The organism is Pseudomonas sp. MWU15-20650, from assembly GCF_023242475.1.
Taxonomy (GTDB): Bacteria; Pseudomonadota; Gammaproteobacteria; order Pseudomonadales; family Pseudomonadaceae; genus Aquipseudomonas.
The window spans coordinates 93,519-117,235 of record NZ_JALJFG010000007.1 but is presented as its reverse complement, the minus strand read 5'-3'; the positions used below and the strand labels follow the sequence as shown (position 1 = coordinate 117,235).

The 23,717-nt window shown below is 60.2% G+C and carries 30 protein-coding genes and 1 pseudogene; 11 read left to right on the top strand and 20 right to left on the bottom strand.

Features of this window, described 5'->3' with window-relative positions; all coding sequences use genetic code 11:
• Positions 1 to 17 precede the first annotated feature (17 nt).
• The 3 genes from M5B43_RS09105 to M5B43_RS09095 all read left to right on the top strand — a co-directional run bounded on the left by M5B43_RS09105 (position 18) and on the right by M5B43_RS09095 (position 1,518).
• Positions 18 to 491: an NAD(P)H-dependent oxidoreductase gene (locus M5B43_RS09105; protein ID WP_248749781.1), complete on the top strand. Its 474-nt coding sequence runs from the start codon at positions 18 to 20 to the stop codon at positions 489 to 491.
• The gene (locus M5B43_RS09100; protein WP_248749780.1) at positions 488 to 631 is read left to right on the top strand and encodes a hypothetical protein; all 144 of its coding nucleotides are present in this window, start codon (positions 488 to 490) and stop codon (positions 629 to 631) included. Before M5B43_RS09105 ends, M5B43_RS09100 begins: the two co-directional genes overlap by 4 nt.
• A gap of 182 nt (positions 632 to 813) precedes the next feature.
• Positions 814 to 1,518 carry a tellurite resistance TerB family protein gene (locus M5B43_RS09095; RefSeq protein WP_248749779.1) on the top strand — a complete coding sequence of 235 codons (705 nt, stop codon included), beginning with the start codon at positions 814 to 816 and terminating at the stop codon, positions 1,516 to 1,518.
• Here the strand turns inward: M5B43_RS09095 and M5B43_RS09090 are convergent.
• From M5B43_RS09090 to M5B43_RS09050, 9 genes are all read right to left on the bottom strand, one after another.
• On the bottom strand, positions 1,515 to 2,336 hold the full coding sequence (locus tag M5B43_RS09090) for a hypothetical protein (protein WP_248749778.1): 822 nt from the start codon (positions 2,334 to 2,336) through the stop codon (positions 1,515 to 1,517). The two genes, M5B43_RS09095 and M5B43_RS09090, sit on opposite strands and share 4 nt — an antisense overlap.
• Before the next feature lie 18 nt (positions 2,337 to 2,354).
• Positions 2,355 to 2,702, bottom strand: coding sequence for an SLOG family protein (locus tag M5B43_RS09085; RefSeq protein ID WP_248749777.1), 348 nt, complete (start codon positions 2,700 to 2,702; stop codon positions 2,355 to 2,357).
• 76 nt (positions 2,703 to 2,778) lie between these two features.
• Entirely contained in the window at positions 2,779 to 5,493 is a 2,715-nt protein-coding gene (mgtA, locus tag M5B43_RS09080) for a magnesium-translocating P-type ATPase (RefSeq protein ID WP_248749776.1), read from the bottom strand.
• A gap of 235 nt (positions 5,494 to 5,728) precedes the next feature.
• On the bottom strand, positions 5,729 to 6,022 hold the full coding sequence (locus M5B43_RS09075; RefSeq protein WP_248749775.1) for a hypothetical protein: 294 nt from the start codon (positions 6,020 to 6,022) through the stop codon (positions 5,729 to 5,731).
• Between the two features lie 318 nt (positions 6,023 to 6,340).
• A complete protein-coding gene (locus M5B43_RS09070; RefSeq protein ID WP_248749774.1) occupies positions 6,341 to 6,952 on the bottom strand; it encodes a LysE family transporter in 612 nt (203 codons plus the stop codon).
• A gap of 73 nt (positions 6,953 to 7,025) precedes the next feature.
• Entirely contained in the window at positions 7,026 to 7,817 is a 792-nt protein-coding gene (locus M5B43_RS09065; protein ID WP_248749773.1) for an AraC family transcriptional regulator, read from the bottom strand.
• Between the two features lie 92 nt (positions 7,818 to 7,909).
• Entirely contained in the window at positions 7,910 to 8,380 is a 471-nt protein-coding gene (locus M5B43_RS09060) for an arsenate reductase ArsC (RefSeq protein ID WP_248749772.1), read from the bottom strand.
• Positions 8,381 to 8,394: 14 nt separating this feature from the next.
• Entirely contained in the window at positions 8,395 to 9,678 is a 1,284-nt protein-coding gene (locus M5B43_RS09055) for an arsenic transporter (protein WP_248749771.1), read from the bottom strand.
• 19 nt (positions 9,679 to 9,697) lie between these two features.
• Positions 9,698 to 10,054: a metalloregulator ArsR/SmtB family transcription factor gene (locus tag M5B43_RS09050; protein WP_248749770.1), complete on the bottom strand. Its 357-nt coding sequence runs from the start codon at positions 10,052 to 10,054 to the stop codon at positions 9,698 to 9,700.
• Positions 10,055 to 10,231: 177 nt separating this feature from the next.
• Between M5B43_RS09050 and M5B43_RS09045 the strand changes: the two genes are divergently transcribed.
• The 4 genes from M5B43_RS09045 to M5B43_RS09030 all read left to right on the top strand — a co-directional run bounded on the left by M5B43_RS09045 (position 10,232) and on the right by M5B43_RS09030 (position 12,048).
• Positions 10,232 to 10,447: a hypothetical protein gene (locus M5B43_RS09045; RefSeq protein WP_003191339.1), complete on the top strand. Its 216-nt coding sequence runs from the start codon at positions 10,232 to 10,234 to the stop codon at positions 10,445 to 10,447.
• A gap of 71 nt (positions 10,448 to 10,518) precedes the next feature.
• Positions 10,519 to 11,214, top strand: coding sequence for an AzlC family ABC transporter permease (locus M5B43_RS09040; protein WP_248749769.1), 696 nt, complete (start codon positions 10,519 to 10,521; stop codon positions 11,212 to 11,214).
• Positions 11,211 to 11,522, top strand: a complete 312-nt coding sequence (locus M5B43_RS09035) for an AzlD domain-containing protein (protein WP_248749768.1) — start codon at positions 11,211 to 11,213, stop codon at positions 11,520 to 11,522. The genes M5B43_RS09040 and M5B43_RS09035 overlap by 4 nt, the downstream gene beginning before the upstream one ends.
• Positions 11,523 to 11,694: 172 nt before the next feature.
• Entirely contained in the window at positions 11,695 to 12,048 is a 354-nt protein-coding gene (locus M5B43_RS09030) for a hypothetical protein (RefSeq protein ID WP_248749767.1), read from the top strand.
• Between the two features lie 157 nt (positions 12,049 to 12,205).
• On the opposite strand, the gene M5B43_RS09025 is transcribed toward M5B43_RS09030, so the two are convergent.
• From M5B43_RS09025 to M5B43_RS08995, 7 genes are all read right to left on the bottom strand, one after another.
• Complete coding sequence (locus M5B43_RS09025; protein ID WP_248749766.1) at positions 12,206 to 12,910, bottom strand: YoaK family protein; 705 nt, start codon at positions 12,908 to 12,910, stop codon at positions 12,206 to 12,208.
• A gap of 69 nt (positions 12,911 to 12,979) precedes the next feature.
• The gene (locus M5B43_RS09020; RefSeq protein WP_248749765.1) at positions 12,980 to 14,614 is read right to left on the bottom strand and encodes an ABC-F family ATP-binding cassette domain-containing protein; all 1,635 of its coding nucleotides are present in this window, start codon (positions 14,612 to 14,614) and stop codon (positions 12,980 to 12,982) included.
• Between the two features lie 124 nt (positions 14,615 to 14,738).
• A complete protein-coding gene (locus M5B43_RS09015) occupies positions 14,739 to 15,788 on the bottom strand; it encodes a DNA topoisomerase IB (protein ID WP_248749764.1) in 1,050 nt (349 codons plus the stop codon).
• Positions 15,789 to 15,862: 74 nt separating this feature from the next.
• Positions 15,863 to 16,942, bottom strand: coding sequence for a molybdenum ABC transporter ATP-binding protein (gene modC / locus M5B43_RS09010; protein WP_248749763.1), 1,080 nt, complete (start codon positions 16,940 to 16,942; stop codon positions 15,863 to 15,865).
• Between the two features lie 5 nt (positions 16,943 to 16,947).
• A complete protein-coding gene (modB, locus tag M5B43_RS09005) occupies positions 16,948 to 17,628 on the bottom strand; it encodes a molybdate ABC transporter permease subunit (RefSeq protein ID WP_248749762.1) in 681 nt (226 codons plus the stop codon).
• The gene (modA, locus tag M5B43_RS09000) at positions 17,629 to 18,396 is read right to left on the bottom strand and encodes a molybdate ABC transporter substrate-binding protein (protein WP_248749761.1); all 768 of its coding nucleotides are present in this window, start codon (positions 18,394 to 18,396) and stop codon (positions 17,629 to 17,631) included.
• Positions 18,397 to 18,509: 113 nt separating this feature from the next.
• On the bottom strand, positions 18,510 to 19,574 hold the full coding sequence (locus tag M5B43_RS08995) for a nitronate monooxygenase (protein WP_248749760.1): 1,065 nt from the start codon (positions 19,572 to 19,574) through the stop codon (positions 18,510 to 18,512).
• Between the two features lie 338 nt (positions 19,575 to 19,912).
• On the opposite strand from M5B43_RS08995, the gene M5B43_RS08990 reads away from it, so the two are divergent.
• Complete coding sequence (locus M5B43_RS08990) at positions 19,913 to 20,374, top strand: GyrI-like domain-containing protein (protein WP_248749759.1); 462 nt, start codon at positions 19,913 to 19,915, stop codon at positions 20,372 to 20,374.
• 4 nt (positions 20,375 to 20,378) lie between these two features.
• Here M5B43_RS08990 and ada read toward each other — a convergent pair whose 3' ends face one another.
• The 4 genes from ada to M5B43_RS08970 all read right to left on the bottom strand — a co-directional run bounded on the left by ada (position 20,379) and on the right by M5B43_RS08970 (position 22,662).
• A complete protein-coding gene (ada, locus tag M5B43_RS08985) occupies positions 20,379 to 21,422 on the bottom strand; it encodes a bifunctional DNA-binding transcriptional regulator/O6-methylguanine-DNA methyltransferase Ada (RefSeq protein ID WP_248749758.1) in 1,044 nt (347 codons plus the stop codon).
• 75 nt (positions 21,423 to 21,497) lie between these two features.
• Entirely contained in the window at positions 21,498 to 22,163 is a 666-nt protein-coding gene (gene alkB / locus M5B43_RS08980; RefSeq protein ID WP_248749757.1) for a DNA oxidative demethylase AlkB, read from the bottom strand.
• A gap of 3 nt (positions 22,164 to 22,166) precedes the next feature.
• Complete coding sequence (locus M5B43_RS08975) at positions 22,167 to 22,334, bottom strand: hypothetical protein (RefSeq protein WP_248749756.1); 168 nt, start codon at positions 22,332 to 22,334, stop codon at positions 22,167 to 22,169.
• Positions 22,335 to 22,359: 25 nt separating this feature from the next.
• On the bottom strand, positions 22,360 to 22,662 hold the full coding sequence (locus M5B43_RS08970; protein WP_207045785.1) for a DUF1883 domain-containing protein: 303 nt from the start codon (positions 22,660 to 22,662) through the stop codon (positions 22,360 to 22,362).
• Between the two features lie 212 nt (positions 22,663 to 22,874).
• Between M5B43_RS08970 and M5B43_RS08965 the strand changes: the two genes are divergently transcribed.
• From M5B43_RS08965 to M5B43_RS08955, 3 genes and pseudogenes are all read left to right on the top strand, one after another.
• Positions 22,875 to 23,225 (top strand): hypothetical protein, encoded by a 351-nt coding sequence (locus M5B43_RS08965; RefSeq protein ID WP_248749755.1) that lies wholly within the window; start codon positions 22,875 to 22,877, stop codon positions 23,223 to 23,225.
• Between the two features lie 87 nt (positions 23,226 to 23,312).
• Positions 23,313 to 23,408: pseudogene (locus M5B43_RS08960) on the top strand (cytochrome C); the annotation flags it as partial.
• Positions 23,409 to 23,485: 77 nt separating this feature from the next.
• A complete protein-coding gene (locus tag M5B43_RS08955; RefSeq protein WP_248749754.1) occupies positions 23,486 to 23,716 on the top strand; it encodes a hypothetical protein in 231 nt (76 codons plus the stop codon).
• Position 23,717: the final 1 nt, after the last annotated feature.

The window sequence follows — 23,717 nt, the reverse complement described above, 5'->3', positions numbered from 1 at the left end:
ACGCAGGAGTTACTTTCATGTCCAGGCTTCTTAGCATTGAAACCAGCCCACGTGGGGAGGCGTCCATCTCCCGGCAGCTCACTCGCCGATTTGTGGCCGCGTGGGAAGCCGCGCACCCTGGGGGCACCATCAAAATACGGGATCTGACGGACACTTCGCTTGCGTTCGTGACTGCCCCCTGGCTACAGGCTTACTTCACCCCGCCAACCCAACACTCACCTGAGATGAAGACCGTGCTGCAGCTATCCGATGAGCTGGCGGCCGAGTTGCTGGAAACCGATCACTTGGTCATTTCAACGCCGGTCTACAATTACAACGTGCCTGCGGCGCTCAAGGCCTGGGTGGATCACGTGGTCCGTAAGGGCTTGACCTTGGGGTTTGACGGTAAAGGGCTGGTGACCGGTAAAAAGGCAACGGTGCTGCTCGCCTCGGGAGGGGTATACACCCACGATTCCCGATCAGAGACCGTGACATTGCGAGCCAATATTTGACCCTGATCCTCAACGTCCTGGGTATCACCGATGTCACCTTTATTGCGGCCGGCGGCGCCAAGGCGGTAGATCTCGGCGACATCAGCATGCACGCCTTTCTAGGGACATTTGATCAACACATTCAAAAGGCCCTGGTTTAGAGCGCATTGTTCCTCGACCCTGCGATGCTGCGTGAGCGACTTCACGCAGGTTTTGCCGGTGCTCGGTCCAAGCCCGAGCAGGTTGCAGCGCTTAAAGCTTGCCTGCCGGACGGTCATGGTGTTCCATCGGGGGCGGACTATGTTTGATAAACGCCAATACTGTGCCCTGGGAGGGCAACATCATGAATACCAGCGATCTACTGGAACAACTGCTGCGTGCCGGGCAGCAAGAGCAAGGCGGCGCTTCCTCGAGCGGTGGCCTGGGCGGGTTGCTCGGCGGGTTATTGCAAGGCACCAGCAGCGGCAATGCTTCGGCCGGTGGTGGCTTGGGTGGATTGCTAGGTGGTTTGGGGGGCTTGTTGGGCGGTACCTCCGCACCTGCCAGTGGCACGACGCCGGCGCGTGGTGGCGGCATGAACTACGCGGCGCTGGCGTCCTTGGGCATGGCCGCCTTCCAGGCGTATGAAGCCTGGCAACGCCAACAGGCCACCGCACCGCAGCAAGCCATCCAGACGGTTGACCAACTTGATGGTGCGCAAGCCGAGGCTCACAGTCATGCAGTGTTACGTGCACTGATCGCGGCGGCCAAGGCGGATGGCAAGATTGATGATCAAGAGCAACAGATGATCTCGGCCGAGATCGGCCGTCATACCGACGACCCCCAGTTGCAGCAGTGGCTGGACGCTGAAGTCGCCAAACCACTGAATGCTGCGGATTTTGCCCAGTATGCCGATGACCCGGCGCTGGCGTCGGAGATCTACCTGGCCAGCGTGATGTTGGTCAATGATCAGCAAGCGGCAGAGCGCAATTACCTGGACGAACTGGCCGGGCAGTTGCGCATCGACCCGCAATTGCAACTGCACCTGGAACAACAGGCCAAGCCTTAGAATCGAACGGTGGCACCAGTGGTCAACCACGGGTTGCGATCGCCACTGAGGCTTTGCCCAACCACCACGTCCACGTCGACAAGCTTGCCGACGTGGAAGCGCGGCCCGGCCTGCCAGGCTTGGTCGCCGCCTTCCTGGCCGTAGCGCTCAGCGATCAATGTCAGCGCGTCCACCAGTTGGTATTCCAAGCCGGTGCCCCACGTCAGGCGGTGGTGTTGTTCACCGCCGTTGTAGGCATGGGTCCAGCCGCCGTTGAGGCTCAAACGCAAGGCTTGTATGGGTTGCCAGGTCAACGGCACATTGAAGTCCGCACCGTCGAACGCATGTTGGCGGTCCAGGGCAAAATGGCTGGTTGCCGACACGGCCATTTGTAGCCCCATGTCCTCCCGTGACCACACCTGGGCCTTCACTTGCGGGCTGACCTGGGTTTCGGCATCGCCTGCGTTGCTGGCACGCGACAGTGCCGCACTCCATTGCACCGAAGGCAGTGCGCTGAAGGTGCAGGCGGGATTCAGGGTTTGGTTATGGATGTTGCCTGCGTGGCGATTGGCGGTGTACCACGCATCGACATTGCATTCGCCCGGATCGTTGACCGCGCCATCGTCGACCACATACGAACCGCCGGCCGCATGAGCCTTCGAAAACAGCGCGATGAGCAAAACCAAGCCCAGGCTCGTGCCGATAAAGATCAGGTTACGCTGCAACGCGCGGCGCTTGGCCGGCGGCAGTAGCAGCAGGGTGTGACGAGCGCCGCGGTAGTGGCGCGCGCGATATTTGGCAAATCCGTCCATCTGCTTCGGGGTGTGTTTTTTGAGCATGATGCACCTCGCTTGATTTCAGCTTTCTACGGTCAGCACCGCAATACCGCTGGCTTTGGCCTGGCAGACCAGCTCGGATGTGTCGTCGCCCCCTGGCAGGGCAATGATCACGTCGGGCCGGCTGTCGGTCAGCATGAAGTGGTTGCGCTGGCGTTCCGCCAGCTTGCCGTGGCGTTGCCAGTTGGGCGGGTAGCGCACCACATCGATGCCGATTTCCCGCGCCCATTCCTCGATGTCGCTGCCCAGGAATTGGTTGCCGCCGTGGATCAATACCTGCACCGGGCGCAGGCGGTGGTAAGCGTCCAGCACGTGGCGGGACTTTTTGGTGTCGGCGTAATGACGACCTGCACAGATCAAGACGCGCATAGGCCCTGTTTCCTTGTAGTAGCGCTTGTGTTGCACGGTGGCGGCCGGGCGACCGCCACCGTTTGAACGGCGGGGATCAGTACCACTGCTTGAAGCGGCGGATGTAGATCGTCTTCATCAGTTGGGCCACGCAGCAGTAGGCAAGCAGGGTGCCGACCAGCCATGGGAAGTACGCCAGCGGCAGCGGCTCCAGGCCCACCAGGGTGCCCAGCGGCGAGAACGGTACGTAGATCCCCAGGCCAATGACGATGGCGGTCATCATCAACACCGGCCAGGCGGCCGTGCTCTGGAAGAACGGGATCTTGCGGGTACGCAACATGTGCACCACCAGGGTTTGCGAGAGCAGGCCCTCGATAAACCAGCCGGACTGGAACAGGGTCTGCATTTCCACACTGTTGGCGGAGAACACGTACCACATCAGCGCAAAAGTGGTGATGTCGAAGATCGACGAGGTCGGCCCGATCCAGATCATGAAGCGGCCGATATTCTTCGCATCCCACTTACGTGGCTTGGCCAGGTATTCCTTGTCCATTTTGTCCCATGGCAAGGCCAGCTGGGAGATGTCGTACATCAGGTTTTGCAACAGCAGGTGGATCGCCAGCATCGGCATGAACGGGATGAACGCACTGGCCACCAGTACCGAGAACACGTTGCCGAAGTTGGAGCTGGCCGTCATGTTCAGGTACTTCATGATATTGCCGAAGGTTTCACGGCCCTTGAGCACGCCTTCTTCCAGCACCATCAAGCTCTTTTCCAGCAGGATGATGTCGGCCGATTCCTTGGCGATATCTGTGCCGCTGTCGACCGAGATGCCCACGTCGGCATCGCGCAGCGCCGGAGCATCGTTAATGCCGTCGCCGAGGAAGCCTACGGTATGGCCGTTGGCTTGCAGCGCCTTGAGCACCCGGGACTTTTGCAGCGGAGTCAGCTTGGCAAACACCGTGCGCTCTTCCACGCGGCGCAGCAGGGTGGCGTCGTCCATCGCTTCGATTTCCACGCCCAGCAGTGGCTGGCCTGGGTCGAGGCCGACCTGACGGCAGATCTTGCTGGTGACCACGGCGTTGTCGCCGGTCAGCACTTTGACCGCCACACCGATTTGTTGCAGTGCCGCAATCGCCGGGCCCGCGGTTTCCTTCGGTGGGTCCAGGAAAGTCAGGAAACCCTGGATGACCAGATTGCGCTCATCCGTGGTGGTGTATTGCTGGCGAGCCAGTGATTTGGGAATGTTGCGGGTCGCCACCACCAGTACGCGGAAACCATCTTCGTTGTAGTCGTTGGCCAGCGTTAGCAATTCCTCGCGACGACGATCATCCAGCGGCACGGCATCGGCACCTTCCATCACGTGGGTGGAAATGCTCAGCATCTCTTCGACTGCGCCCTTGCACACCAGCAACTGGTCGCCGGCTGCATCCTTGACCACGATAGACAGGCGGCGGCGGACGAAATCGAACGGCAGTTCATCGACCTTGCTGTAGGCAAATGGCACCTGGAACTTCGGGTTCTGCTCCGAGAACTGCACCACGGCCTGGTCCATCAGGTTCTTCATGCCGCTCTGGTGAAAGCTGTTGAGCCAGGCCAGGGACAGTACCGCATCATCACGTTGGCCGAAGGCGTTGACGTGGTGTTCGAGGATGATCTTGTCTTGGGTCAGGGTGCCGGTCTTATCGGTGCACAGCACATCCATCGAACCGAAGTTCTGGATTGCGTTGAGGCGCTTGACCACCACTTTGCGCTTGGCCATGGCCGTGGCGCCCTTGGCCAGGTTGGCGCTGACGATCATCGGCAGCATTTCCGGCGTGAGGCCCACGGCAACCGCCAGGGCGAACAGGAACGCATCACCCCAGTCGCCTTTGGAAAAGCCATTGAGGAAGAACACGATCGGCACCATCACCAGCATGAAGCGGATCAGCAACCAGCTGACGCTGTTCACCCCACGGTCGAAGGCGGTTTGCACGCGGGAGCCGACAATGGCTTTAGCCAGGGAGCCAAAGTACGTGCGCGGCCCGGTGGCCACTACCACGGCCTTGGCCCGGCCACTGACGACGTTGGTGCCCATGAAGCAGATGTTCGGCAGGTCAAGCAGGTTGGCCTGGTCAGCCGCCATCGGCGTCGCGGATTTGTGCGTGACGTCACCCAGGGTGTCGTACTTCTCGACCGGCAAGGCTTCACCGGTCAGCACGGCCTGGCTGATGAACAGGTCGCGGGATTCAATCAGGCGGATATCAGCCGGGATCATGTCGCCGGCCGACAGCTGCACGATATCGCCGGCCACCAGGTCGCGCATTGGCACTTCGCGCAGGGTCGGTTGAGCCCCGACTTGCTCGCGACGCAGCACCGTGGCGGTGGTGCGCACCATGGCCTTGAGGGCCTCGGCGGATTTGGCCGAGCGATGTTCCTGCCAAAAGCGCAGCAGGCTGCTGAGCAGGACCATGGTCATGATGATGATGACTTTGGTGGGGTCGACTTCTTCGCCGGCCCGCATGGGCAGCCAGCAATCGGTGATGAAGCTGATGCCCCCCAGGGTCAGCAGCACGTAGATGAACGGGTTGTTCAGTGCTTGCAGGAACTGGACGATGGCGTGTGGCGGTTTGTCATGGGCGACTTCGTTATAGCCTTCACGTTGCAGACGAGCGGAGGCGTCCAGTTCGGTCAGGCCATCCTGAGTGGCGCGTACGTTGGCCAGGGTGGCCGACAGGCCGTTCTGGGCTTCACGGGCGGCTCGCATCGACAGTTTGGTGTCGGTGGCGGTGCCATTTTTCTTGTGCAGAGGCGTGTTTTTTACGGCGCTCATTGTCTGTACTCCTGTCGCCAATTCTCGACAAAACATACCCGGTACTTACCTGCATACAGGCGAGCGAAAGCATGCCGAGCCGCGGACTTCGCGATCGGTTTAAATAAGGTGTCTACATAACTTCTACAGCGCCCGCTAACAGCGCGTTAATTAACTAGCGCGCAGCGGGCTACTACTGGACGTGTTCATAAAGAACTCCAGAATATTAATCAGCAAGTTGCTGTTTCCAACGGGCTCAGGCGGCGCGTGCGCTCACATACAAATCGAGCAGCAGGCTGGCTTGGGCCAGGCTGGAAACTTTCGGTCTCTGCGGGTCTTGAGGGTCGGCGTGATCCCAGTGCTGCACCAGTTGGCCGCTTTCAGGGCAGATACGCCAGTGCGCCAGCGGATGAGCCGGGCGCACTTGAGGGGAGGGTGCAACAAAGGCCGAGCGGGCAGGAGAAAAGCCTGCGGGCTCGCGGCACAGCTTGGCACGCAGGGCTGCGGCCAGCGTACGTACATCAGGTAAAACAAGGGTTTGGAAGGTCATAACACACCTCGGGACCGGACGAGCGACCGGCGAGGCAGTTACGGAGGAGCATCAAGCTCTAGCGCAGCTTACCGGACCTGGAAGGCGAGTCCTGTCATATTCTGGGTTTGGCGCCCGATGCCCGCGTTAGCGGTGCTCGGACAGCGACTAGATACTGTGTCCATTGGCTTCTTTTGTGAGGTTTAAAAAAGGCCCCAGTTGCGGGCAGGGGCAATCTACTCAGCCAGTTACAAAATGTCAACGCATGATTAATTAAATGACCCGGTGTTCAGAGTTCATTCAGATAAGAGACATGTGAAAGTGAGGGGCTATATAACTTCACACACCGTGCGCCGCGAGAACTGCCAGATACATCAACACGATTCCACAGGCCCCATGACTGATGCGCTGCCAGGTCGGCGAAGCGTTCTTGCGCAGCAGGTTTACCAGCGTGGCAACCAGAAAGCATGACAGGACAGACGCGGCCATGAACCCGGCAAAAAACATCAGCGTTTGCCCATGGCTGGGCGCAGCGCCGACGATGCCGGACAAGGCGCTGCCCAGGGCGCCCCAATAAACGATGTTCTTCGGGTTGGCCAGGGAGATGGCCGCGCCCACCGCCAAGGCATTTTTTCGGGAGCTGGCAGGTGCACTGCCGGTTGCGGGCAACTGCCAGGCGTCCATCAAGCTGCGTACGCCGAGCCACGCCAGGTACAGCGCGCAGAACACGGTCAGGGGCACGCGCACCGCGTCATGCTCGAACAGCAGGGCGATACCGGTCAGGCCGATGACGGCCCATACCGCATCGCCGACCAGCGAGCCTATCTGTACCAGAAGGGCGGGGGTAAAGCCGTGGAGCAAGCCTCGGCGCAGGGTTTCCGCCAGCACCGCACCGGGGGAGAGGCAAAACACAAAACCGAATACCAATGCGTAAAAAAAGATCGTCAGCATGCCCGCGTTCCTTAAAGTGATGGCGGGCAGTCTGAGCAGGCGCAGTGCGGGGGTCTTGAACCAGATTGCACTGTTAGCGCTTCAATGCACTCTGGTAGCGGCCAGGCGTCATGCCGTAGGCCGCGCGAAAGTGGCGGTTGAGGTGGCTCTGGTCGGCAAAGCCGAGTTCATGGGCGACCTCGGCGGCGGCCGCTCCCTGGCGTAACCGGCCCTTGGCGCGGCGGGTGCGCAATTGCATGGCCCATTGCCTGGGGCTCAGCCCGGTCTCGCTCTGGAAGGCGCGCAGCAGGTGGAATTTGGAGCACCCCAGTTCGTCACTGAGGCGGTCCAGCGGCAGTGATTGATGCAGGTGTGCGGCGAGCAGTTCCTGGGTACGGCGGATCATGCTTTTGCCGCTCGCAGCGTGGCTACCCAGGCGCACACCACTGGCCCGCACGACCTCACCGAGTAGCAGCACCAGGGCGTCTTCATTGAACTCGCGCACCCGTGTGTCGCGGCTCAGTGCACCCTTTACCGTCATGGCCAGGCGCAGTGCGAGGTCCGGCTGCTGGCATAACGAACGATCAAACTCCACGTGCGCCAGGCCAAGGTCTACCGCCAATTGCTCTGCCATGACATACACGCTGACGAAGTGCCAAGGCGCGCCGTCAGCCGCGCCGCCGCCCTGGATCTGCCCTGGATTGTATAAGGTGATGCTGCCCGGCCCGGCGTCGAACTCGCGGCGGTCCAGCCAGATCTTTTCCTCGCCGACCAGGTTCACGCCGATCACACACTCGTCATGGCTGTGGCGGGCAAAGGTCAGCCCCGTACAGACGGTACTGGTGACTTCGTAATGGTCGAGCCAACCGTGTTCCAACGCGCTCATCAATTCGTCTCGGTCTGAGGTTGGGCACGAGCATACGCCGGCGCAGGGGATCAGATCGACTGTTGATTGATTCGTTGCCGGCGTCGCTCCGACTACAACCTGGCGATGCGGTCGAGTTCGATCTTCAGTTCAGCCGGGCTGAGGCGGGCAAAGGGCAGGGCGAAGAACGCCTGGCAACGGCTGGCGATGATGTCCAGCGTTGCCTTGAACGCGGCCTCCACAGCCGCGTCATCTGCCTGGAGGTCCGATGGGTCTTCCAGCCCCCAATGCGCTTTCAGCGCTGGTCCGAAATACACCGGGCAGGCTTCGCCGGCGGCTTTGTCGCATACGGTGATCACCACATCCGGCGGGTGGCCTTCAAAGGCATCGTTGCCCTTGCTGTATAACCCGTCGATGCTGATGCCTGCCGCCTGCAAGGTGCTCAGGCTGCGGGGCAGGACCTGGCCCTTGGGAAAGCTGCCCGAACTGATCGCCTCAAAGCCTGGCGGCGCCAGATGATTGAACACCGCTTCGGACAAGATGCTGCGGCAACTGTTGGCGGTACACATGAACAAGACTTTCATTAGGGTCATTTCCTTCAGATGCTCAGTCGCAGGGCGAGGGCCGCGAGGGTGATCAACAGCACTGGCAAGGTCAGCACAATCCCGACCTTGAAGTAGTAGCCCCATGTGATGGTGATGCCTTTGCGCGCCAGGATATGCAGCCACAGCAAAGTGGCCAGGCTGCCGATGGGCGTGATCTTCGGGCCCAGGTCGCTGCCGATCACGTTGGCGTAGATCATCGCGTCCTTGACCACACCCACGGCATGGCTGGACTCGATCGACAGTGCGCCAATCAACACCGTCGGCAGGTTGTTCATCGCCGACGACAGCAACGCCGTCAGCACACCCGTGCCCATGGCCGCGCCCCACACGCCATAGGTGGCGAAGGTGTCGAGCCAGGTAGCCAGGTAGGTGGTCAAGCCGGCGTTACGCAGGCCATAGACCACCAGGTACATGCCAAGGGAAAAGACCACGATCTGCCAGGGCGCGCCTTTGAGCACTTTGCGCGTGGAAATTTTGTGGCCTTTGGCGGCAATCACCAGCAGGAGCAAGGCGCATGCGGCGGAAATCGCACTGATGGGAATGCCCAGCGGTTCAAGGGCAAAGCAGCCGACCAACAGAATGCCAAGTACCCACCAGCCGGCGCGAAACGTCGCGTGGTCGTGAATCGCACTGGCGGGATCGTCGAGGTCGGCCGGGTCGTAGGTCTGTGGAATATCGCGGCGGAAAAACCACAGCAGCACCAGCAGGGTGGCGGCGACGCTGACCACGTTCACCGGGACCATGACGGCGGCGTATTCATTGAAACCGATCTTGAAATAGTCCGCTGAAACGATGTTCACCAGGTTCGACACCACCAGCGGCAGGCTTGCCGTGTCGGCGATAAACCCTGCGCCCATGACGAACGCCAGGGTCGCCGCCGGCGAAAATCGCAGGGCCAGCAGCATCGACATCACGATAGGGGTGAGGATCAATGCCGCTCCGTCATTGGCAAACAGCGCCGACACCAACGCTCCCAGCAACACCATATAGGCAAACAACCTCCGCCCACGGCCACGCCCCCAACGCGCCACATGCAGCGCCGCCCAGGCAAAGAACCCGGCTTCGTCAAGCAACAGGCTGATGATGATCAACGCGACAAAGGTGCCGGTCGCGTTCCAGATGATGTGCCACACCACCGGAATGTCAGCCAGGCTGATCACCCCGCAGGCCAGGGCCAGGATGGCGCCCAGTGTGGCACTCCAACCAACGCCCAGGCCCTTGGGCTGCCAGATGACCAGCACGATGGTAACGATGAAAAGAGTGATGGCGACAAGCATGAATAACGGCTCCGGTGGCTTAGCAGCAGGTGTTGTCCCGCAGGGGTCTGTCGCCCATTGCATCAAGACGCAGCGCGTCGTTTTGCAACCAAGGCTGGTTGGCTTGCAGGGTGGTTTCCAGCACCTGTGTGACCCAGGTGGGCAGTGCCGGGTTGATGCGGTAGTAGATCCATTGCCCCTGGCGACGATCCAGCAACAACCCGCCACTGCGCAGTTGCGCCAGGTGACGGGAGATTTTTGGCTGGCTGTCGTCTAAGGCATGGATCAGTTCGCACACGCACAGTTCGCCTTCGCGCAGGATCAATAGCGTCAGTCGCGCGCGGGTGGCATCGGCCAGGCATTTGAACAGGGTGGGGGGTGACATCAGATCCGACATGGCCACGGTCTTCGCATATATGTTTATTCGAATATACGTATTTCCATATGTTTCGGTCAAATCCTGTTTCAGTTGATATGGATCAAATGCCGTGGAATGAGCCACAACCGTTTGAAATTAAACTGAAACACTAATGTCCTAAAGTGCCTGCCCATTGCTGATGAAGGAATACCCCGCGTGACCCGTGCCACTCGTAACCTGCGCAAGACCCTGGATTCCGTCGCGGAAAATAACGAAACCGCGGCGTTCGACCTCATGCGCGCCGTGGAAAAACTCGGCGACGAAGTACTGCGCCAACGCCTGCTCAATACCATCCACCGGTTGAACCAGGATGCTTACGAACTGCGCGAAGCGCGTGATTCGGTGGAGCAAGTGTCGGTGAAGCTCGCCTGAGCAAGATCGTTCAAGACAAACCGCTGATTGCGCTGGCATGCTTGTCGACTGTCTGTCGATGAGCCGTTTCCATGCCTACCGCCTTACCTCATTACGCTTTCGCGCGCGGCGCAATCGCCGTCATTCCCTTGTCCCTCGCCTGTGCCCCCTGGGGCTTGTTGGCCGGCTCCATGGCCATTGATGCGCAATTTACCCCGCTGCAAGCTCAGGGCTTGTCTGCCATCGTGTTTGCCGGTGCTGCGCAGCTAGTGGCGATTGGCATGGTCAAGAGCGGCGCGAGCCTGATTTCCATTGTGCTGACGACCTTGCTGCTGACCTCCCAGCATTTGCTCTACGGCATGCACATGCGTCCGACGTTGTCTGCGCTCAATACCCGCTGGCGCATGAGCCTGGGTTTTCTGTTGACCGACGAATTCTTTGCCCTGGTCAACCACTATGACCGCCAGACCTTCAATCGTTGGTACGCCCTGGGCGTTGGCCTGACGTTTTACATCGCCTGGAACCTCTTCACCCTCGCCGGGATTGTGCTCGGCAAAAGCATTCCCGGCCTTGACCAGTTGGGGCTGGAGTTTTCGATTGCGGCCACGTTCATCGCGCTGATCACGCCGGTGGTGCGTGATGTGCCCACGGTGGTGTGCGTGGCGGTGTCGCTGTTGTGTTCGGTCTGGTTCAGTTACTTGCACTGGGAGTCGGCGGTGGTGGTCTCTGGGGTGTTGGGGATGAGCGCAGGGTTTGCCTGCAAGCGCCTGGGAGTAGGGCAGCGATGATCTACATCATGATTGTAGCCATGGGCCTGATGGTCTTTTTCAACCGCTACCTGTTCATTGAACCGCGCCTGCCGGTGCGGCTCAATCGGGGGGCGCGCGAATTCCTCGGATTTGCCGTGCCGGGGATGCTCACCGCGATTTGCGGGCCGATTATTTTCCTGGCTGATCACACGCTCAACCTGAGCCCGGCCAACCCCTACTTGCTGGCCGGTATCTGCGCGGTGGCCTTGATGTTTTGGACACGCAACGTGTTGATCACCGTGCTGCTGAGCATGGCGTTGTTTTATTTGTTTCGTTGGTGGCTCTGAAAGGCAGGCGAAAAAAAGCCCGCGGGAGGGCGGGCAGAAGGGAGACTGCTTAAAAATGAGCTGGGCCACTATAGGTGGCAGGTTCTTATTTCACAGTGAAACAAAGTTCATGCAGGCGTCAGTTGGCCCCGCCACAGTGGTAGAGTCGCGTTTTTTCCAAGGAAGTGATGGCATGCACAAGCTGGTAATTGGCGCATTGGTGCTGGCTGCATTGGCCGGTTGCGCGGGTTCGAAGATGAAAGAGGCGCGCGCAGGCACCCCCTACAAGACCCTGGCATCGGACAAGGCCCCGCTGGTGGTTGCCCAGTGCATCCAGTTCGGCTGGCAGGATGAAAGCGTGTTTGGGGTTGACGCCGGTGGTTTCAAGGAGCCCACCGAGGCAGGTGGTTTTACGGTCTACACCACGGGCGGCGACTATTTTGTCGATGTGCAAAGCGCCGGGGCGGGCTCCACTGCCAAGTACTACGCCGCTGAAGACAAGATGCCGGCCAAGCGCCGCCTGGCGGCGCTTGCTACCTGCCTGTAATACCTTGCCTTAGTCATATTCGCAAACGCCTGGCGGGACAGTTGCCAGGCATTGCCTTATGATTAGCGTGCTCGCCTGACATGATGGCTCTTTACCGGTACACGGATGTCGAGGCCGAAATGTCGGGCGAGCACCTCTTTTGTCCTCAACGTGGCCCTTATCGCGGCATAAAACCCAAATGCCAGCGCCGGGGAATCGTCAGCGTCACCAGGCCCAATAACCCCGCGAATGCACCGCTGACCCACAAGGCATGCAGTCCCATCTGCTGCTCCAGCAACGCACCGAATACCGCGCCGACAAACATTCCCGCCCAAGGGATCAGTTGCACACGCCAGCCATTGCGGCGTTCTCCCAGCAGCCAGCGCCCCAGCCCGCGCCCGAACCGCGAGAGCGCTCCGGTGACATACGTGAGCCCCACCGGCAATCCGTTGACCTCCTCGACTGCAGCGTTGAGCATGCCCATGGCAATGATTGCCGCCAGCAACGCCGGTAACATATCGGCAAATGGCCACAGTGCAGCGCCACAGAGCAAGGCGGCGATACACAGCAGCAAGGGCAGCGCATGCCGCTTGCTGAAACGGCTGACCACCACCCCCAAGGCATTACCGGCCACGAAGGTGGCGATGAGCAGCACCAGCCGCCCGATAAGCCCAAGGTCGCCCGCGCCGATAGCGACCGCCAGGCGCGTAGTGTTACCACTCATGAACGAAACAAAATCGCCGCTGGCCATAAAGCCAATGGCATCGGTCATGCCCGCCAGCACCGACAGGCAGGCCACCAGCATCAAGCCCACCCGCCCGCGCCAGCGCTGTCGGTGAGCGAGCACGGTATTGGCGTAAGGCTTGCGGGACGAAGGCAGCATGGGGCTGGTTTCCTCGATGAGATTATCCGGCCACTACCGTAGGGCGCTTTGCTCGCTCGTGCAATGACCTCAGACAGGGGCCAGTTGCCAGCCCTCGCGGTACCAGCTCAAGCGGTGGGTCGGCTCGATCGCCTGCACAAACGCCTCATCATGGGAGACCGCCACGATTGCTCCGGTAAAGCCTTTCAATGCTTGCTCAAAGGCGAGCACCGACTCTAGGTCCAGATGATTGGTCGGCTCATCCAGAAGCAATAATTGCGCGGGGACGTTACGCCACAAGGCGATCGCCATGGCTGCTTTCAAACGCTCGCCACCACTGAGTTGCGCCACGGGTAGCGTCACTCGCACAGCATCCAATTGCAGCAAGGCCAAGCGGGTACGCAGTTCGGCTTCGACCAGTGGCGTATCGAGCAGGTTGAGCTGCTCGATGATGCAACGCTGCTCGTCCAGCAACGCCAGGTGCTGATCGATATACGCACTGGGCACTGGCACCGTGCACTGGCCACTGAGCGCCTGCCATTGGCCGGCAAGCAGTTTGAGCAGCGTGGATTTACCGCAACCGTTTGGTCCGCAGACGGCAACACGCACGGGCCCGGCCAGGTGGAGCGTGAGGTAGGTTGCGCAGTTCGTGGGGTCGAGCCAGGGCAGTTGGGCCTGCTCCAGGGTCAGGACCTGGCGGCCATTGGGGACTGCCGAGGCTGGCAAGGCGAGCAGCGTCGGTGTTTCATCGGCCACGCGCTCGTAGGCTTGGCGCACTTGGTCATCGAGTTCACGCTTGTGTGTGTGCTGTGCGCTGCGTACCGTGCTGACGATCTCCGTCGCCGCGCCTTTCCAGCGGGCCTTGGTACACCGGTCGACGTTGGCGGTCTCGGCATGTTTGCGCGAGCGAGCAGCGTTGCGCTGCAGGTTATCGTGGTTTTTTTGCAGGCGTCGACGTTCGCGGCTGCGTTCCTGGCGTGCGTGCTCCCACGCGCAGAGGGCGGCGTGTTGCTGGGTATCCCGCTGTTGGCGATAGGCATCGTAGTTGCCGCCATACGCCTGCACGCCGAGAGGTGACAGTTCGATGATGCGGTTCAGCGTATTGAGTAGTTGGCGATCATGGCTGACCACCACCAAGCCACCGCGCCAGTCGCGCAATACCTGGTGCAGCCAGTCACGCCCGGCACTGTCGAGGTGGTTGCTGGGCTCGTCGAGAATCAGCAACTGCGGCTGCGCCAGCAGCGCCCCGATGAGTGCCACCCGGGCCAACTGGCCGCCGCTGAGTGAAGCGGCCGGGGTCTCTGCGCCGAGGTTGGACAAGCCCGCTGTATCCAGAGCCGAGCGCAACCGTTCGGCCAGGTCCCAGCGATCGTCGATTAACGCCAGGTCGCCGACAACGGCTTCACCCTGAGCCATGCGTTCAAGTGCTTCCAGGGCGTGGGCGGTTCCGGTGATATGGGCGACAGTGTTTCCCGCTTGAACCACCACGGTCTGCGGCACGTAGGCCACATTGGCTGGCATCTTCAGCGTGCCGGAGGAGGGTTGCAGCGCGCCGGCCATCAACTTCGCCAGAATACTTTTTCCGCGCCCATTGCGGCCGACGATACCGGTGGGGGTGTGGTCAATGGACAGGTTCAGGTCTTCCAGCAAGGTTTCGCCATTGGCGAACTGGAAAGACACGTGGTGCAGTGAAACAAGGACGGGCAGCCGGTTGACGTCAGTCATCAGCACCTCCAAAAAAATGTCGAACAGGCCAACAAGCGCACGAGGCGGCTCGTTGCAGATACATTTTGGAAGGCTTAGTTGTTCACGTCGGCAGTCATCCCGTAAGTCAGAAGGGACCGGAAGGCTAACCCACCTTGGCGTTCTTGGGCAAGCCTGCGGCCAATTGCTCCAGGAACATCGCCAAGGCCACTTCCTCGGCTTTCAAGCCCTTGCGTACCCGTGGCTTGGGCAGCTTCGACAGTTCGCCCAGGCTGAAATGCTCAAGCACCGCTGGGTGGATATAGCACTTGCGGCACACTGCCGGCGTATTCCCCAACTGCCTGGCAACGTCCCTGACCGTCGCCACCACGTGCCGTTTTGCATCGGACTCTGGCTGCCATGCCAGCTCGCGCAATACTGCCAGCGCCATGGCCGTGCCGGCCCAGGTGCGGTAGTCCTTGGCGGTGAAGTCGTCGCCGGTGAGGCTGTGCAGGTAGGCGTTGACGTCGTGGGAGCTGACGGTATGGCGTTCACCCTCTTCGTCCAGGTACTGGAACAGGTTCTGTCCTGGCAGTTCCATGCAGCGCTTGACCACGTTGGCCAGGCGCCGGTCCTTGACGCTGACCTGATGTTCCACGCCGCTCTTGCCGCGAAACTGGAAGCGGATCTGGCTACCGTTGACGTCCACATGCCGATTGCGCAGGGTGGTCAGCCCGTAGGATTTGTTGTCCCGTGCGTATTGGGCATTACCGACACGGATCAGCGTGGCATCCAGCAGCATCACCACGGTCGCCAGGACTTTTTCCCGCGTGAAGCCGGGCTCGGCGATCTGGGCTTCCAATTGCTTGCGCAACCCAGGCAAGGCTTTGCCGAATGCTTGCAGGCGTGAATATTTGTCGCTGTCGCGCACCTCACGCCAGCGCGGGTGATAGCGATACTGCTTGCGACCACGGGCATCACGGCCGGTGGCTTGCAGATGGCCGCATGGGTCGGCACAGATCCACACGTCGGTGTAGGCGGGCGGCACGGCCAGGGCATTCAGGCGCTGGATTTCATCAGCGTCGGTGATGCGCGCGCCTTGAGGGTCGACATACTGGAATGTGCCCCGCTGCTTTTTACGGCGAATGCCGGGTTGGGTGTCGTCAACGTAATGCAGGTCGCGAGGCAGGTCAGCAGGCAGTAACGAGTCGGGCATGGTGCGAATTCCTTGGCAACAAATCAGGCCGGTATGTCTGATTGACCGCAGCGCTGTGCGGTCGTGCCAACGGGTTATGCCAGTACCGCGACCGCCTTGATTTGCGCCCACAGGGTCTGGCCCGGACACAGCTGCAACTGGTCCCGGGAGAACCGGGTGATGCGGGCCAGCAACGGCGTGCCTCCCGCGTCCAGGCGCACCAGCACATGGGCGTTGTTATCGGCAACGATTTCCTGGGTTACTGTCACAGGCAAACGATTCAGGATGCTGCTGTGTTCTTCCGCCTGCAGGCTGAGGCTCACATCCCGTGCTTGTATCTTGACTCGCAGCTGTTTGCCGAGTGCCATTGGCGTGTGGGCCACGCGGATCTGCAGCGGGCAACCGGGCAATTGCAGGGTCAGCAGTTGATAGTGCGCGTCGTAGGCGCTGACGCTGCCATTGAACACCACGCCGGCATCGTCGCCCAAGGCCAGGGGCAGGTCGAGCCGCGCCAGGGTTTGGCCGATGGGGCCACTGGCCAGGGCCTTGCCGTCGCTGAGTAACACGATATGGTCGGCCAGCCGCGCGACTTCGTCCTGGGCATGGCTGACGTACAGCACCGGGATATCCAGTTCGTCGTGCAGGCGTTCCAGGTAAGGCAAAATTTCGCTTTTGCGCTTGCTGTCCAGCGCCGCCAGTGGTTCATCCATCAACAACAATTGGGGGCTGGTCAGCAGTGCACGGGCGATACCGATGCGCTGGCGTTCGCCGCCGGACAAGTGCTGTGGGTGACGGTCGAGCAGGTGGCCGATCCCCAGCAACTCGGTGGCATGGGCCATGTCCACGCGCCGTTGGGGGCGTGGAATGCGCTTGAGGCCGAACGCCAGGTTGGCCCGCACCGACAGATGCGCAAACAGGCTCGCCTCCTGAAACACATAACCCAAGGCGCGCTTATGCGGTGGTACAAATACCCCGTTGCGGCTGTCTTGCCAGACCTCATCGTTGATCTGGATAAACCCCTCTTCGGCGCGCTCCAATCCCGCGATACATCGCAGGCAGGTGGTCTTGCCGGAGCCCGAATGCCCGTACAGCGCGCTGACACCGCGGCCGGGTAACTGCAGGTCGACGTCCAGTGCGAAGCCGGAATACTTCAAGTGCAGGCGTACATCAATCATTGCGGTCAGCTCCAGCCCATCTTGGTTTTACGGCTGGAGTAGAGCGCCAGCAACACGAGGAACGCAAACACCACCATGGAACCGGCCAGCCAGTGGGCCTGGGCGTACTCCATGGCTTCGACGTGGTCGTAGATCTGCACCGAGACCACCCGGGTCTTGTCAGGAATATTGCCGCCGATCATCAACACCACGCCGAACTCGCCGACGGTATGCGCAAAGCCGAGAATCGACGCGGTGATAAACCCGGGGCGCGCCAGGGGCAGGATCACCGTAAAAAACGTATCCCAGGGGTTGGCACGCAAGGTCGCGGCCACCTCCAGCGGGCGCGTGCCTATGGCGCCAAAGGCGTTCTGCAACGGCTGCACCACAAAGGGCATGGAGTACAGCACCGAGCCGATCACCAGCCCGGCGAAACTGAAGGTCAGGGTGCCCAGGCCCAGCCATTGGGTGAACTGGCCAAAATAACCGTTGGGTCCCATGGTCAACAGCAAGTAGAAACCGATGACCGTCGGTGGCAACACCAACGGTAATGCGACGATTGCCCCGATGGGGCCGCGCCACCAGGAACGGGTGCGTGACAGCCACAGGGCAATCGGAGTGCCGATGACCAACAGGATCACGGTGGTCAGTGATGCCAGTTTGATGGTCAGCCAGATAGCGGAAAAATCGGCACTCGATAGCGGCATTTAGAGCTCGTAACCGTAGGATTTGATAACAGCCGTCGCCTTGGGCCCTTTCAAGTATTCAACCAGCGCCTTGGCGGCTGCACTGTCCTTGCCCTTGTTGAGAATCACGGCGTCTTGCTTGATGGGGTCATGCATGGACGCAGGAACGATCCACGCCGAACCGCTGGTGACTTTGCCGTCTTTATAGATTTGCGACAAGGCGACAAAACCCAGTTCGGCATTGCCGGTGGACACGAATTGGTAGGCTTGGGTGATGTTCTGGCCTTCAACAAGCTTGTCCTTGACCTTGTCGGTCAAGCCTTCCTCGGCCAGCACTTGCGTGGCAGCCAGGCCGTAGGGGGCGGCTTTGGGGTTGGCGATGGACAGGTGCTTGAACGCGTTCTGCTTCAGCACGTCTCCCTGGGCATCCACGTAGCCCGCTTTTGCCGACCACAGCGCCAACTTACCGACCGCATAGGTGAAGCGTGAACCTTTGACCGCGTCGCCTTCGGTTTCGAGTTTTTGCGGGGTGGTGTCGTCGGCGCTCAGGAACACTTCGAACGGTGCGCCGTTCTTGATCTGGGTGTAGAACTGGCCGGTGGCACCGTAGGCGGCAACCAGTTTGTGGCCCGTCTCTTTTTCGAAGTCGGCGGCAATCGCCTGGATCGGCGCGGTGAAATTCGCGGCGACGGCAACCTGGACTTCATCGGCTTGAGCTGAGCCCAAGGCAAAGGCGCCAATCAGAGTGGCGAGGGCCGCGGGGGCCAGGCGTGAGGTGCGGATCATCATGAAGCAGCTCCATTGGGGGTGTACGGCTTGTTATAGGTGGAAGGCTTAACCGCTATGTATGGGAATATATAGCGGTTGGCCATTGCCGGTACAGTGCAAAGTTGCCCCTGGTGTCAGTTCCGCTGCAGCTTGGCCAGCGCTTGCTCGGCCAGTTCGCGCGTGAGGTCATAAGTGGACATGTCTTTGCCCAGGCGCAGTGCCTGGCCGGACCACAGGTTGCTGAAACCCGCTTCATCCTTGGCTTTGAGTGGCATCAACGCACCGCCGGACCGAGGGAACGCTGGGGCCGCCGGGTTGATTGCACCGAGCTCACGCATCACGCGGTTGACGATGCCCCGCGCCGGGCGGCCGGTGAATAGATTGGTCAGCGCCGTTTCGCTGGCTTGGGCATGGCGCAGCGCATGGTGATGGGCCGCGGTGACGGTGGCTTCGGGGGTGAACAGGTACGCCGTGCCAATCTGCACCGCCGAGGCACCCAGGGCGAGTGCCGCGACAATGCCTCGTGCGTCGCCGATTCCGCCGGCGGCAATCACCGGCACGCTGACGGCATCCACGATCTGCGGCACCAGCGCCATCAAGCCAATCTGGCTGTTGAGGTTGTCGCTCAGGAACATGCCGCGATGCCCACCGGCTTCGAAGCCCATAGCGATAATTGCATCGCAGCCATTTTTTTCCAGCCAGATCGCTTCTTCGACGGTCGTGGCCGATGACAGCACCTTGGCGCCGGTGGCTTTTACCCGGTCCAGCAGGGCTTTTTCCGGCAGGCCGAAGTGGAAACTGACTACTTCCGGGCGGAACGCTTCGATCACCTGGCAGGCCGCATCGTTAAAGGGGGCACGGTTGGATACGGGCGTTGGCGCATCAAAGTCGGCGCCCAGTTCACGGTAGTAGGGTTCCAGCAGTTCCTTCCAGCGGCGGTCACGCCCTTCGTCCGCTTCGGGCGGTTGATGGCAGAAAAAGTTTACGTTGATGGGGTGCGCACCGGCTTGGCGGATGGCCGTCAACGCCTCGCGCAATTGCTCGATACTGAGTGCGGCAGCAGGCATTGAACCCAGGCCGCCGGCTTGACTGGCGGCGATGACCATGGCGGCGGTGGTCGCCCCGGCCATCGGGGCCTGAATAATGGGCACATCGATGCCTAGCAAGTCGAGAATGCGCGTGTCTGGCCAGGTGCTCATGGGATGCGTCTCCAGCGTTAGTAAGACTTTTTGCTGTTTTAGCAGGGCCATTGGCACCCGGCCAGTCTGTTTTATTCACTGGACGAAGGTGGGTTTTTATGCGGCATTGATGAGCCGATGGCATGGCCCGGTACGGCGTGAATGTGGGCGGCCATATGAAGCACTGACCCCGGATCACCTGCCAGCGCAAACAGCAGAGCAATTTTTGTCGCCGATCGCCCAAGCAGCGGCTAATTTATGGGGGGGCGCTGATTTTCAGCCTGATGGCATGGTGTGGCAATCGGCATCGGGTCGCCGAATTCCGTCAACGTAAATTCAAGTTCTAAAAGGAGAGGGCTTTGCAAGCGATCAAGGAACAGGTGGTGGCGGCAATCAGGGTGTCCGGGCTGCAAGTTCGGACACGTAATGAGGATGAGTTGCAGCCCTCCAGCGCGAAAATCGGCCCGATGTGGCAACGATTTTTTAGTGAAGGGCTTTACCAGAAGATTCCAGGCAAGCAGCCAGAGTCACCGGTGTACGGGGTGTACAGCGGCTACGAGTCGGATGCGCGGGGCTTGTTTGATGTGACGGCAGGCGTTGCCAGCGCAGCATCGGCACGCGGTTTTGAAAGCCTGGTGATTGAGCCAGGGCGTTATCTGGTATTTGAGGCCCATGGGCCGATGCCGGAAGCAATCATTGCGACCTGGCAACGGGTGTGGGCCTATTTCGAGCAGCCTGGTGTTGAGTCGCGAGCGTTTGTGACGGACTTCGAGGTGTATAAGGCGGACGAGGAGGCGCTGATTTATATCGGCATCCGCTAGCGACTCACCGAGTTTCCCGTTCCAGCAGTTGCCGCTTGCGCTCTACGCCCCAGCGGTAACCGGACAGCTCGCCGTTGCTGCGCACCACACGGTGACAGGGGATCGCCACCGCCAAGTGGTTGGCTCCACAGGCCTGGGCCACGGCACGAAAGGATTTGGGCGCGCCGATACGCTCGGCAATCTGCGCATAGCTGGCGGTGCTGCCCACTGGGATTTCGCGCAGCGCCTGCCATACACGCTCCTGAAAGGCGGTGCCGCGCAAGTCCAGGGGCAAATCCAAACCCAGGGCGGGTGCTTCGATAAAGCCCACGACCTGGGCGACCAATTGCTCAAAGTTTCGATCCGCGCCGACCAATTCGGCCTTGGGAAATTGGTCCTGCAGGTCTCGCACCAGCAGGTCCGGATCATCCCCCAACAAAATCGCGCACACGCCACGTTGGCTCTGGGCCACCAGAATCGCACCCAGCGAGCATTGGCCCACCGCAAAATGAATCGTGCTATTGAGACCACCGGCTTTGTAATCGCTGGGCGTCATTCCGAGTAACTGATCAGCGGACTCATAGAAACGACTGTTGGAATTGAATCCGGCGTCGTACAGCGTTGCTGTAACGGAGTGCTGGCCCTTGAGGCCGACGCGCACTTTGCGTGAGCGAAGGGCGCCGGCGTACCCCTTGGGCGTCAGCCCGGTGATGGCTTTGAAGATGCGATGGAAGTGGAACGTACTCAACCCGGCGAGGCGGGCGAGTGTCTCCAGGCTCGGCGGTGTTTCGGCCTGTTCGATATGCCTGCACGCATCGGCGACTAACTGCGCATGGTGGGCGGCCAACTGGGTCTGGTCGCCGGTGGCGCGCTTGCTTGGGCGGTAACCCGCTGCTTCGGCTTGCGCCGGGGAGTCGAAGAATTCGATATTTTCCGGGCGTGGCAAGCGTGAGGCGCTACTGGGCCGGCAATACACACCTGTGGTTTTCACGCCGTAGACAAACAGCGTGTCAGCCTTGACATCGCGGGCGACGATGGCGGCCCAGCGAGGGTCTTGTTCGTTGTTCATGGCCTGCACTCTTGACGGTTCATGGGCAGCTTAACCATGCGGGGAACGCTCGACACTCTGAAGCTTGCGGTCAAATTAGCCAGCAGTACGGAAGGTCAGATTGATACGTTGCGGCCCCATGATCGAATGCACGCCTTCCTTGATCGGCATGACCCCATGAAAGCGCAAGCGATCGACGCCGCCCCAGACCACCACATCGCCGTGAAACAGCGAGATCCTTTGCGGCTTGTCACTGCGCGCATGCCCCCCAAACAGGAAAATCGCCGGCATGCCCAGGGATACCGAGACCACGGGCGCGCTGTAGTTGCATTCGTTCTTATCCTGATGCAAGGACATCTTCGCCCCGGGCACATAGCGGTTGATCAGGCAGGCATCCGGCGAGAAGTCGCAGAAGCCGGCCTCTATCGCCGCCAGCACGGCCAGTTGCCGCAGGGTGTCAGGCATGGCCGGCCAAGGTTGCTGGCTGCGGGGATCAAGCGGGCTGTAGCGATAACCGGTGCTGTCGGTGGTCCAACCCAGCTCTCCGCAGCTGCTCAGCGCCGCCGACAGGGGGAAGCCTCCAGGCGTGACCATTTGCCGAAACGGTGATTGGGCCAGGACACCTCGCAACTGGGGCAACACGCGGTCAATCCAGGGTAGGGCATAGCCCCTTAACACATAAGACTCTTGGCCAATCTGCTCGCGTCCCGGCCGCTGTTGCAGGACATCTTCGGTGAACAGTTCGCCGGTAGGGCCTTGCATGGCTTACAGCGCCTTGCTCACGTTGATGTCGGTAATTTCGTCGCTGGCATCGTGGATTTTCGCCAGGGCTTGCTTGGCTTCTTCGACGCTCTGGGTGTGCAACTGGGCAAATTCAAAGCGGCGTTCGCCGTTGAGCTTGTACTTGATGACGTATTTGGTCGTGGCGGTCACTGGTTTTTTCCTGTCGGTGTTCGGATCAGCTCAGCTTAGTGCTGGTGCGACGAACGATACGGATCTTGTGGGACAACGTCGGTTTGCGGGTGACGCTGATGGCACGGCGTGTCACTACATCCAGGGTAATGTTCCAGAACCCGGTGCTGGGTGCGGTGATTTTTGCCGGGAACTTATCGAATGCGCCACCGTGGTAGGTATGGCGACCGCCGTTTTTGAAGCTGCGGAAATTGGCGTCACTCATCAGGCGAATGTTGCAGGTCTGCGAGCATTCGATAACGACAATGTCTCCCTCGTTGAGATGCTCACGCTGGTGGATGAATTTCATGGGGTGTCTCCAGAAGGGCTTTTTCTGAAAAATCAGAACGATACGTAGGTTAAGATGGAGTTTATCAGCCCCAGCGCGTTTATTATCGGGTCGTCGTCGACGACTTCGACAATTTAAAACAGTTATTTACCGAGTTTTAAGAGATAAATCCTACGTTGGCGGGAGAAATTTACCATCCCCGCTGTCGTAGGGTCTTTATCGGAGGTTTTAGTATGAAGTGGAGTGTGTTGGTGCTGGCCTTGGCGATAGGCGGATGTGCTTCGGTTGCAGATATCAAGCAGACCCCACCCACATTGGTGGTCATTTCAGGGAAAAAACCGCCGGAATATGCTGCGTGCGTAGTGCGAAAATTGGCCACGACCCGCCGGCCACCACAGATCGAGCCTCATAAAGATGGGGTTCAGGTGATTGTGCCGCAGAAATTCTCGGCTGATCCTTCGGCAATCTTTGAAATTGAAGAGCGCTCCAGTGGCAGCAGTATCAAGCTCTATGAAAGCATGTCCAATGTGCCGATCCGGCCAGGCGACATCAAGAAAGCTGGGGAGGATTGTATTTCCGGCTGAGCCCCAGGCTTGTCCCACGCACTGAACCCGATAAAAAAGCCTGACCCTGCTTGCGCCGTGTCAGGCTTTTTTTTGCCGTGGTTTTGGGTAGAGAACACCCGCGTGAAGTGTCACGCCAACGACGGGGTCAATCTTTACGGCCAAACGGTAGACGGCGTGCTGATTGGGCAGGGCATCCGTTAAACTGTTGGGTATTCACTACAAAAATGCCGCTCAAGCCCTGGGTTTGAGCGGCATTTGCCCTTCTTGGAAAGCCCGTTATGAAGCGCGAACACGTCAAAGCCCGCCATGCCGAAGGTCAGATTTCGGCGACTCATGTCATCCAGAACCCCGCCGATCTCGGCGAGTGGATCGTATTTTTCAAGAAAAGTGGTGGCCGCAGTTACTTCCTGGTGGACGATCAGGATGAGGTCGAGTCATTCCCGCGCCTGGACGACCTGATCGACATCTTGCGTGGCCTGGGTATCAAGTTCGCCGAAGTTCACCTGTAGC

Bases quoted from the DNA above. Each gene is read 5' to 3' on its own strand.
- M5B43_RS09075 (WP_248749775.1), bottom strand. From the start codon at position 6,022: ATGACCTTCCAAACCCTTGTTTTACCTGATGTACGTACGCTGGCCGCA.
- M5B43_RS09025 (WP_248749766.1), bottom strand. From the start codon at position 12,910: ATGCTGCCTTCGTCCCGCAAGCCTTACGCCAATACCGTGCTCGCTCAC.
- M5B43_RS09040 (WP_248749769.1), top strand. From the start codon at position 10,519: ATGCCTACCGCCTTACCTCATTACGCTTTCGCGCGCGGCGCAATCGCC.
- M5B43_RS09095 (WP_248749779.1), top strand. From the start codon at position 814: ATGAATACCAGCGATCTACTGGAACAACTGCTGCGTGCCGGGCAGCAA.
- M5B43_RS09060 (WP_248749772.1), bottom strand. From the start codon at position 8,380: ATGAAAGTCTTGTTCATGTGTACCGCCAACAGTTGCCGCAGCATCTTG.
- M5B43_RS09035 (WP_248749768.1), top strand. From the start codon at position 11,211: ATGATCTACATCATGATTGTAGCCATGGGCCTGATGGTCTTTTTCAAC.
- M5B43_RS08970 (WP_207045785.1), bottom strand. From the start codon at position 22,662: ATGAAATTCATCCACCAGCGTGAGCATCTCAACGAGGGAGACATTGTC.
- M5B43_RS08995 (WP_248749760.1), bottom strand. From the start codon at position 19,574: ATGAGCACCTGGCCAGACACGCGCATTCTCGACTTGCTAGGCATCGAT.
- M5B43_RS09070 (WP_248749774.1), bottom strand. From the start codon at position 6,952: ATGCTGACGATCTTTTTTTACGCATTGGTATTCGGTTTTGTGTTTTGC.
- ada (WP_248749758.1), bottom strand. From the start codon at position 21,422: ATGAACAACGAACAAGACCCTCGCTGGGCCGCCATCGTCGCCCGCGAT.
- M5B43_RS09050 (WP_248749770.1), bottom strand. From the start codon at position 10,054: ATGTCGGATCTGATGTCACCCCCCACCCTGTTCAAATGCCTGGCCGAT.
- alkB (WP_248749757.1), bottom strand. From the start codon at position 22,163: ATGCAAGGCCCTACCGGCGAACTGTTCACCGAAGATGTCCTGCAACAG.
- mgtA (WP_248749776.1), bottom strand. From the start codon at position 5,493: ATGAGCGCCGTAAAAAACACGCCTCTGCACAAGAAAAATGGCACCGCC.
- modC (WP_248749763.1), bottom strand. From the start codon at position 16,942: ATGATTGATGTACGCCTGCACTTGAAGTATTCCGGCTTCGCACTGGAC.
- M5B43_RS09105 (WP_248749781.1), top strand. From the start codon at position 18: ATGTCCAGGCTTCTTAGCATTGAAACCAGCCCACGTGGGGAGGCGTCC.
- M5B43_RS09030 (WP_248749767.1), top strand. From the start codon at position 11,695: ATGCACAAGCTGGTAATTGGCGCATTGGTGCTGGCTGCATTGGCCGGT.
- M5B43_RS09065 (WP_248749773.1), bottom strand. From the start codon at position 7,817: ATGAGCGCGTTGGAACACGGTTGGCTCGACCATTACGAAGTCACCAGT.
- modA (WP_248749761.1), bottom strand. From the start codon at position 18,396: ATGATGATCCGCACCTCACGCCTGGCCCCCGCGGCCCTCGCCACTCTG.
- M5B43_RS08955 (WP_248749754.1), top strand. From the start codon at position 23,486: ATGAAGCGCGAACACGTCAAAGCCCGCCATGCCGAAGGTCAGATTTCG.
- M5B43_RS09085 (WP_248749777.1), bottom strand. From the start codon at position 2,702: ATGCGCGTCTTGATCTGTGCAGGTCGTCATTACGCCGACACCAAAAAG.
- M5B43_RS09055 (WP_248749771.1), bottom strand. From the start codon at position 9,678: ATGCTTGTCGCCATCACTCTTTTCATCGTTACCATCGTGCTGGTCATC.
- M5B43_RS09020 (WP_248749765.1), bottom strand. From the start codon at position 14,614: ATGACTGACGTCAACCGGCTGCCCGTCCTTGTTTCACTGCACCACGTG.
- modB (WP_248749762.1), bottom strand. From the start codon at position 17,628: ATGCCGCTATCGAGTGCCGATTTTTCCGCTATCTGGCTGACCATCAAA.
- M5B43_RS08965 (WP_248749755.1), top strand. From the start codon at position 22,875: ATGAAGTGGAGTGTGTTGGTGCTGGCCTTGGCGATAGGCGGATGTGCT.
- M5B43_RS09090 (WP_248749778.1), bottom strand. From the start codon at position 2,336: ATGCTCAAAAAACACACCCCGAAGCAGATGGACGGATTTGCCAAATAT.
- M5B43_RS09015 (WP_248749764.1), bottom strand. From the start codon at position 15,788: ATGCCCGACTCGTTACTGCCTGCTGACCTGCCTCGCGACCTGCATTAC.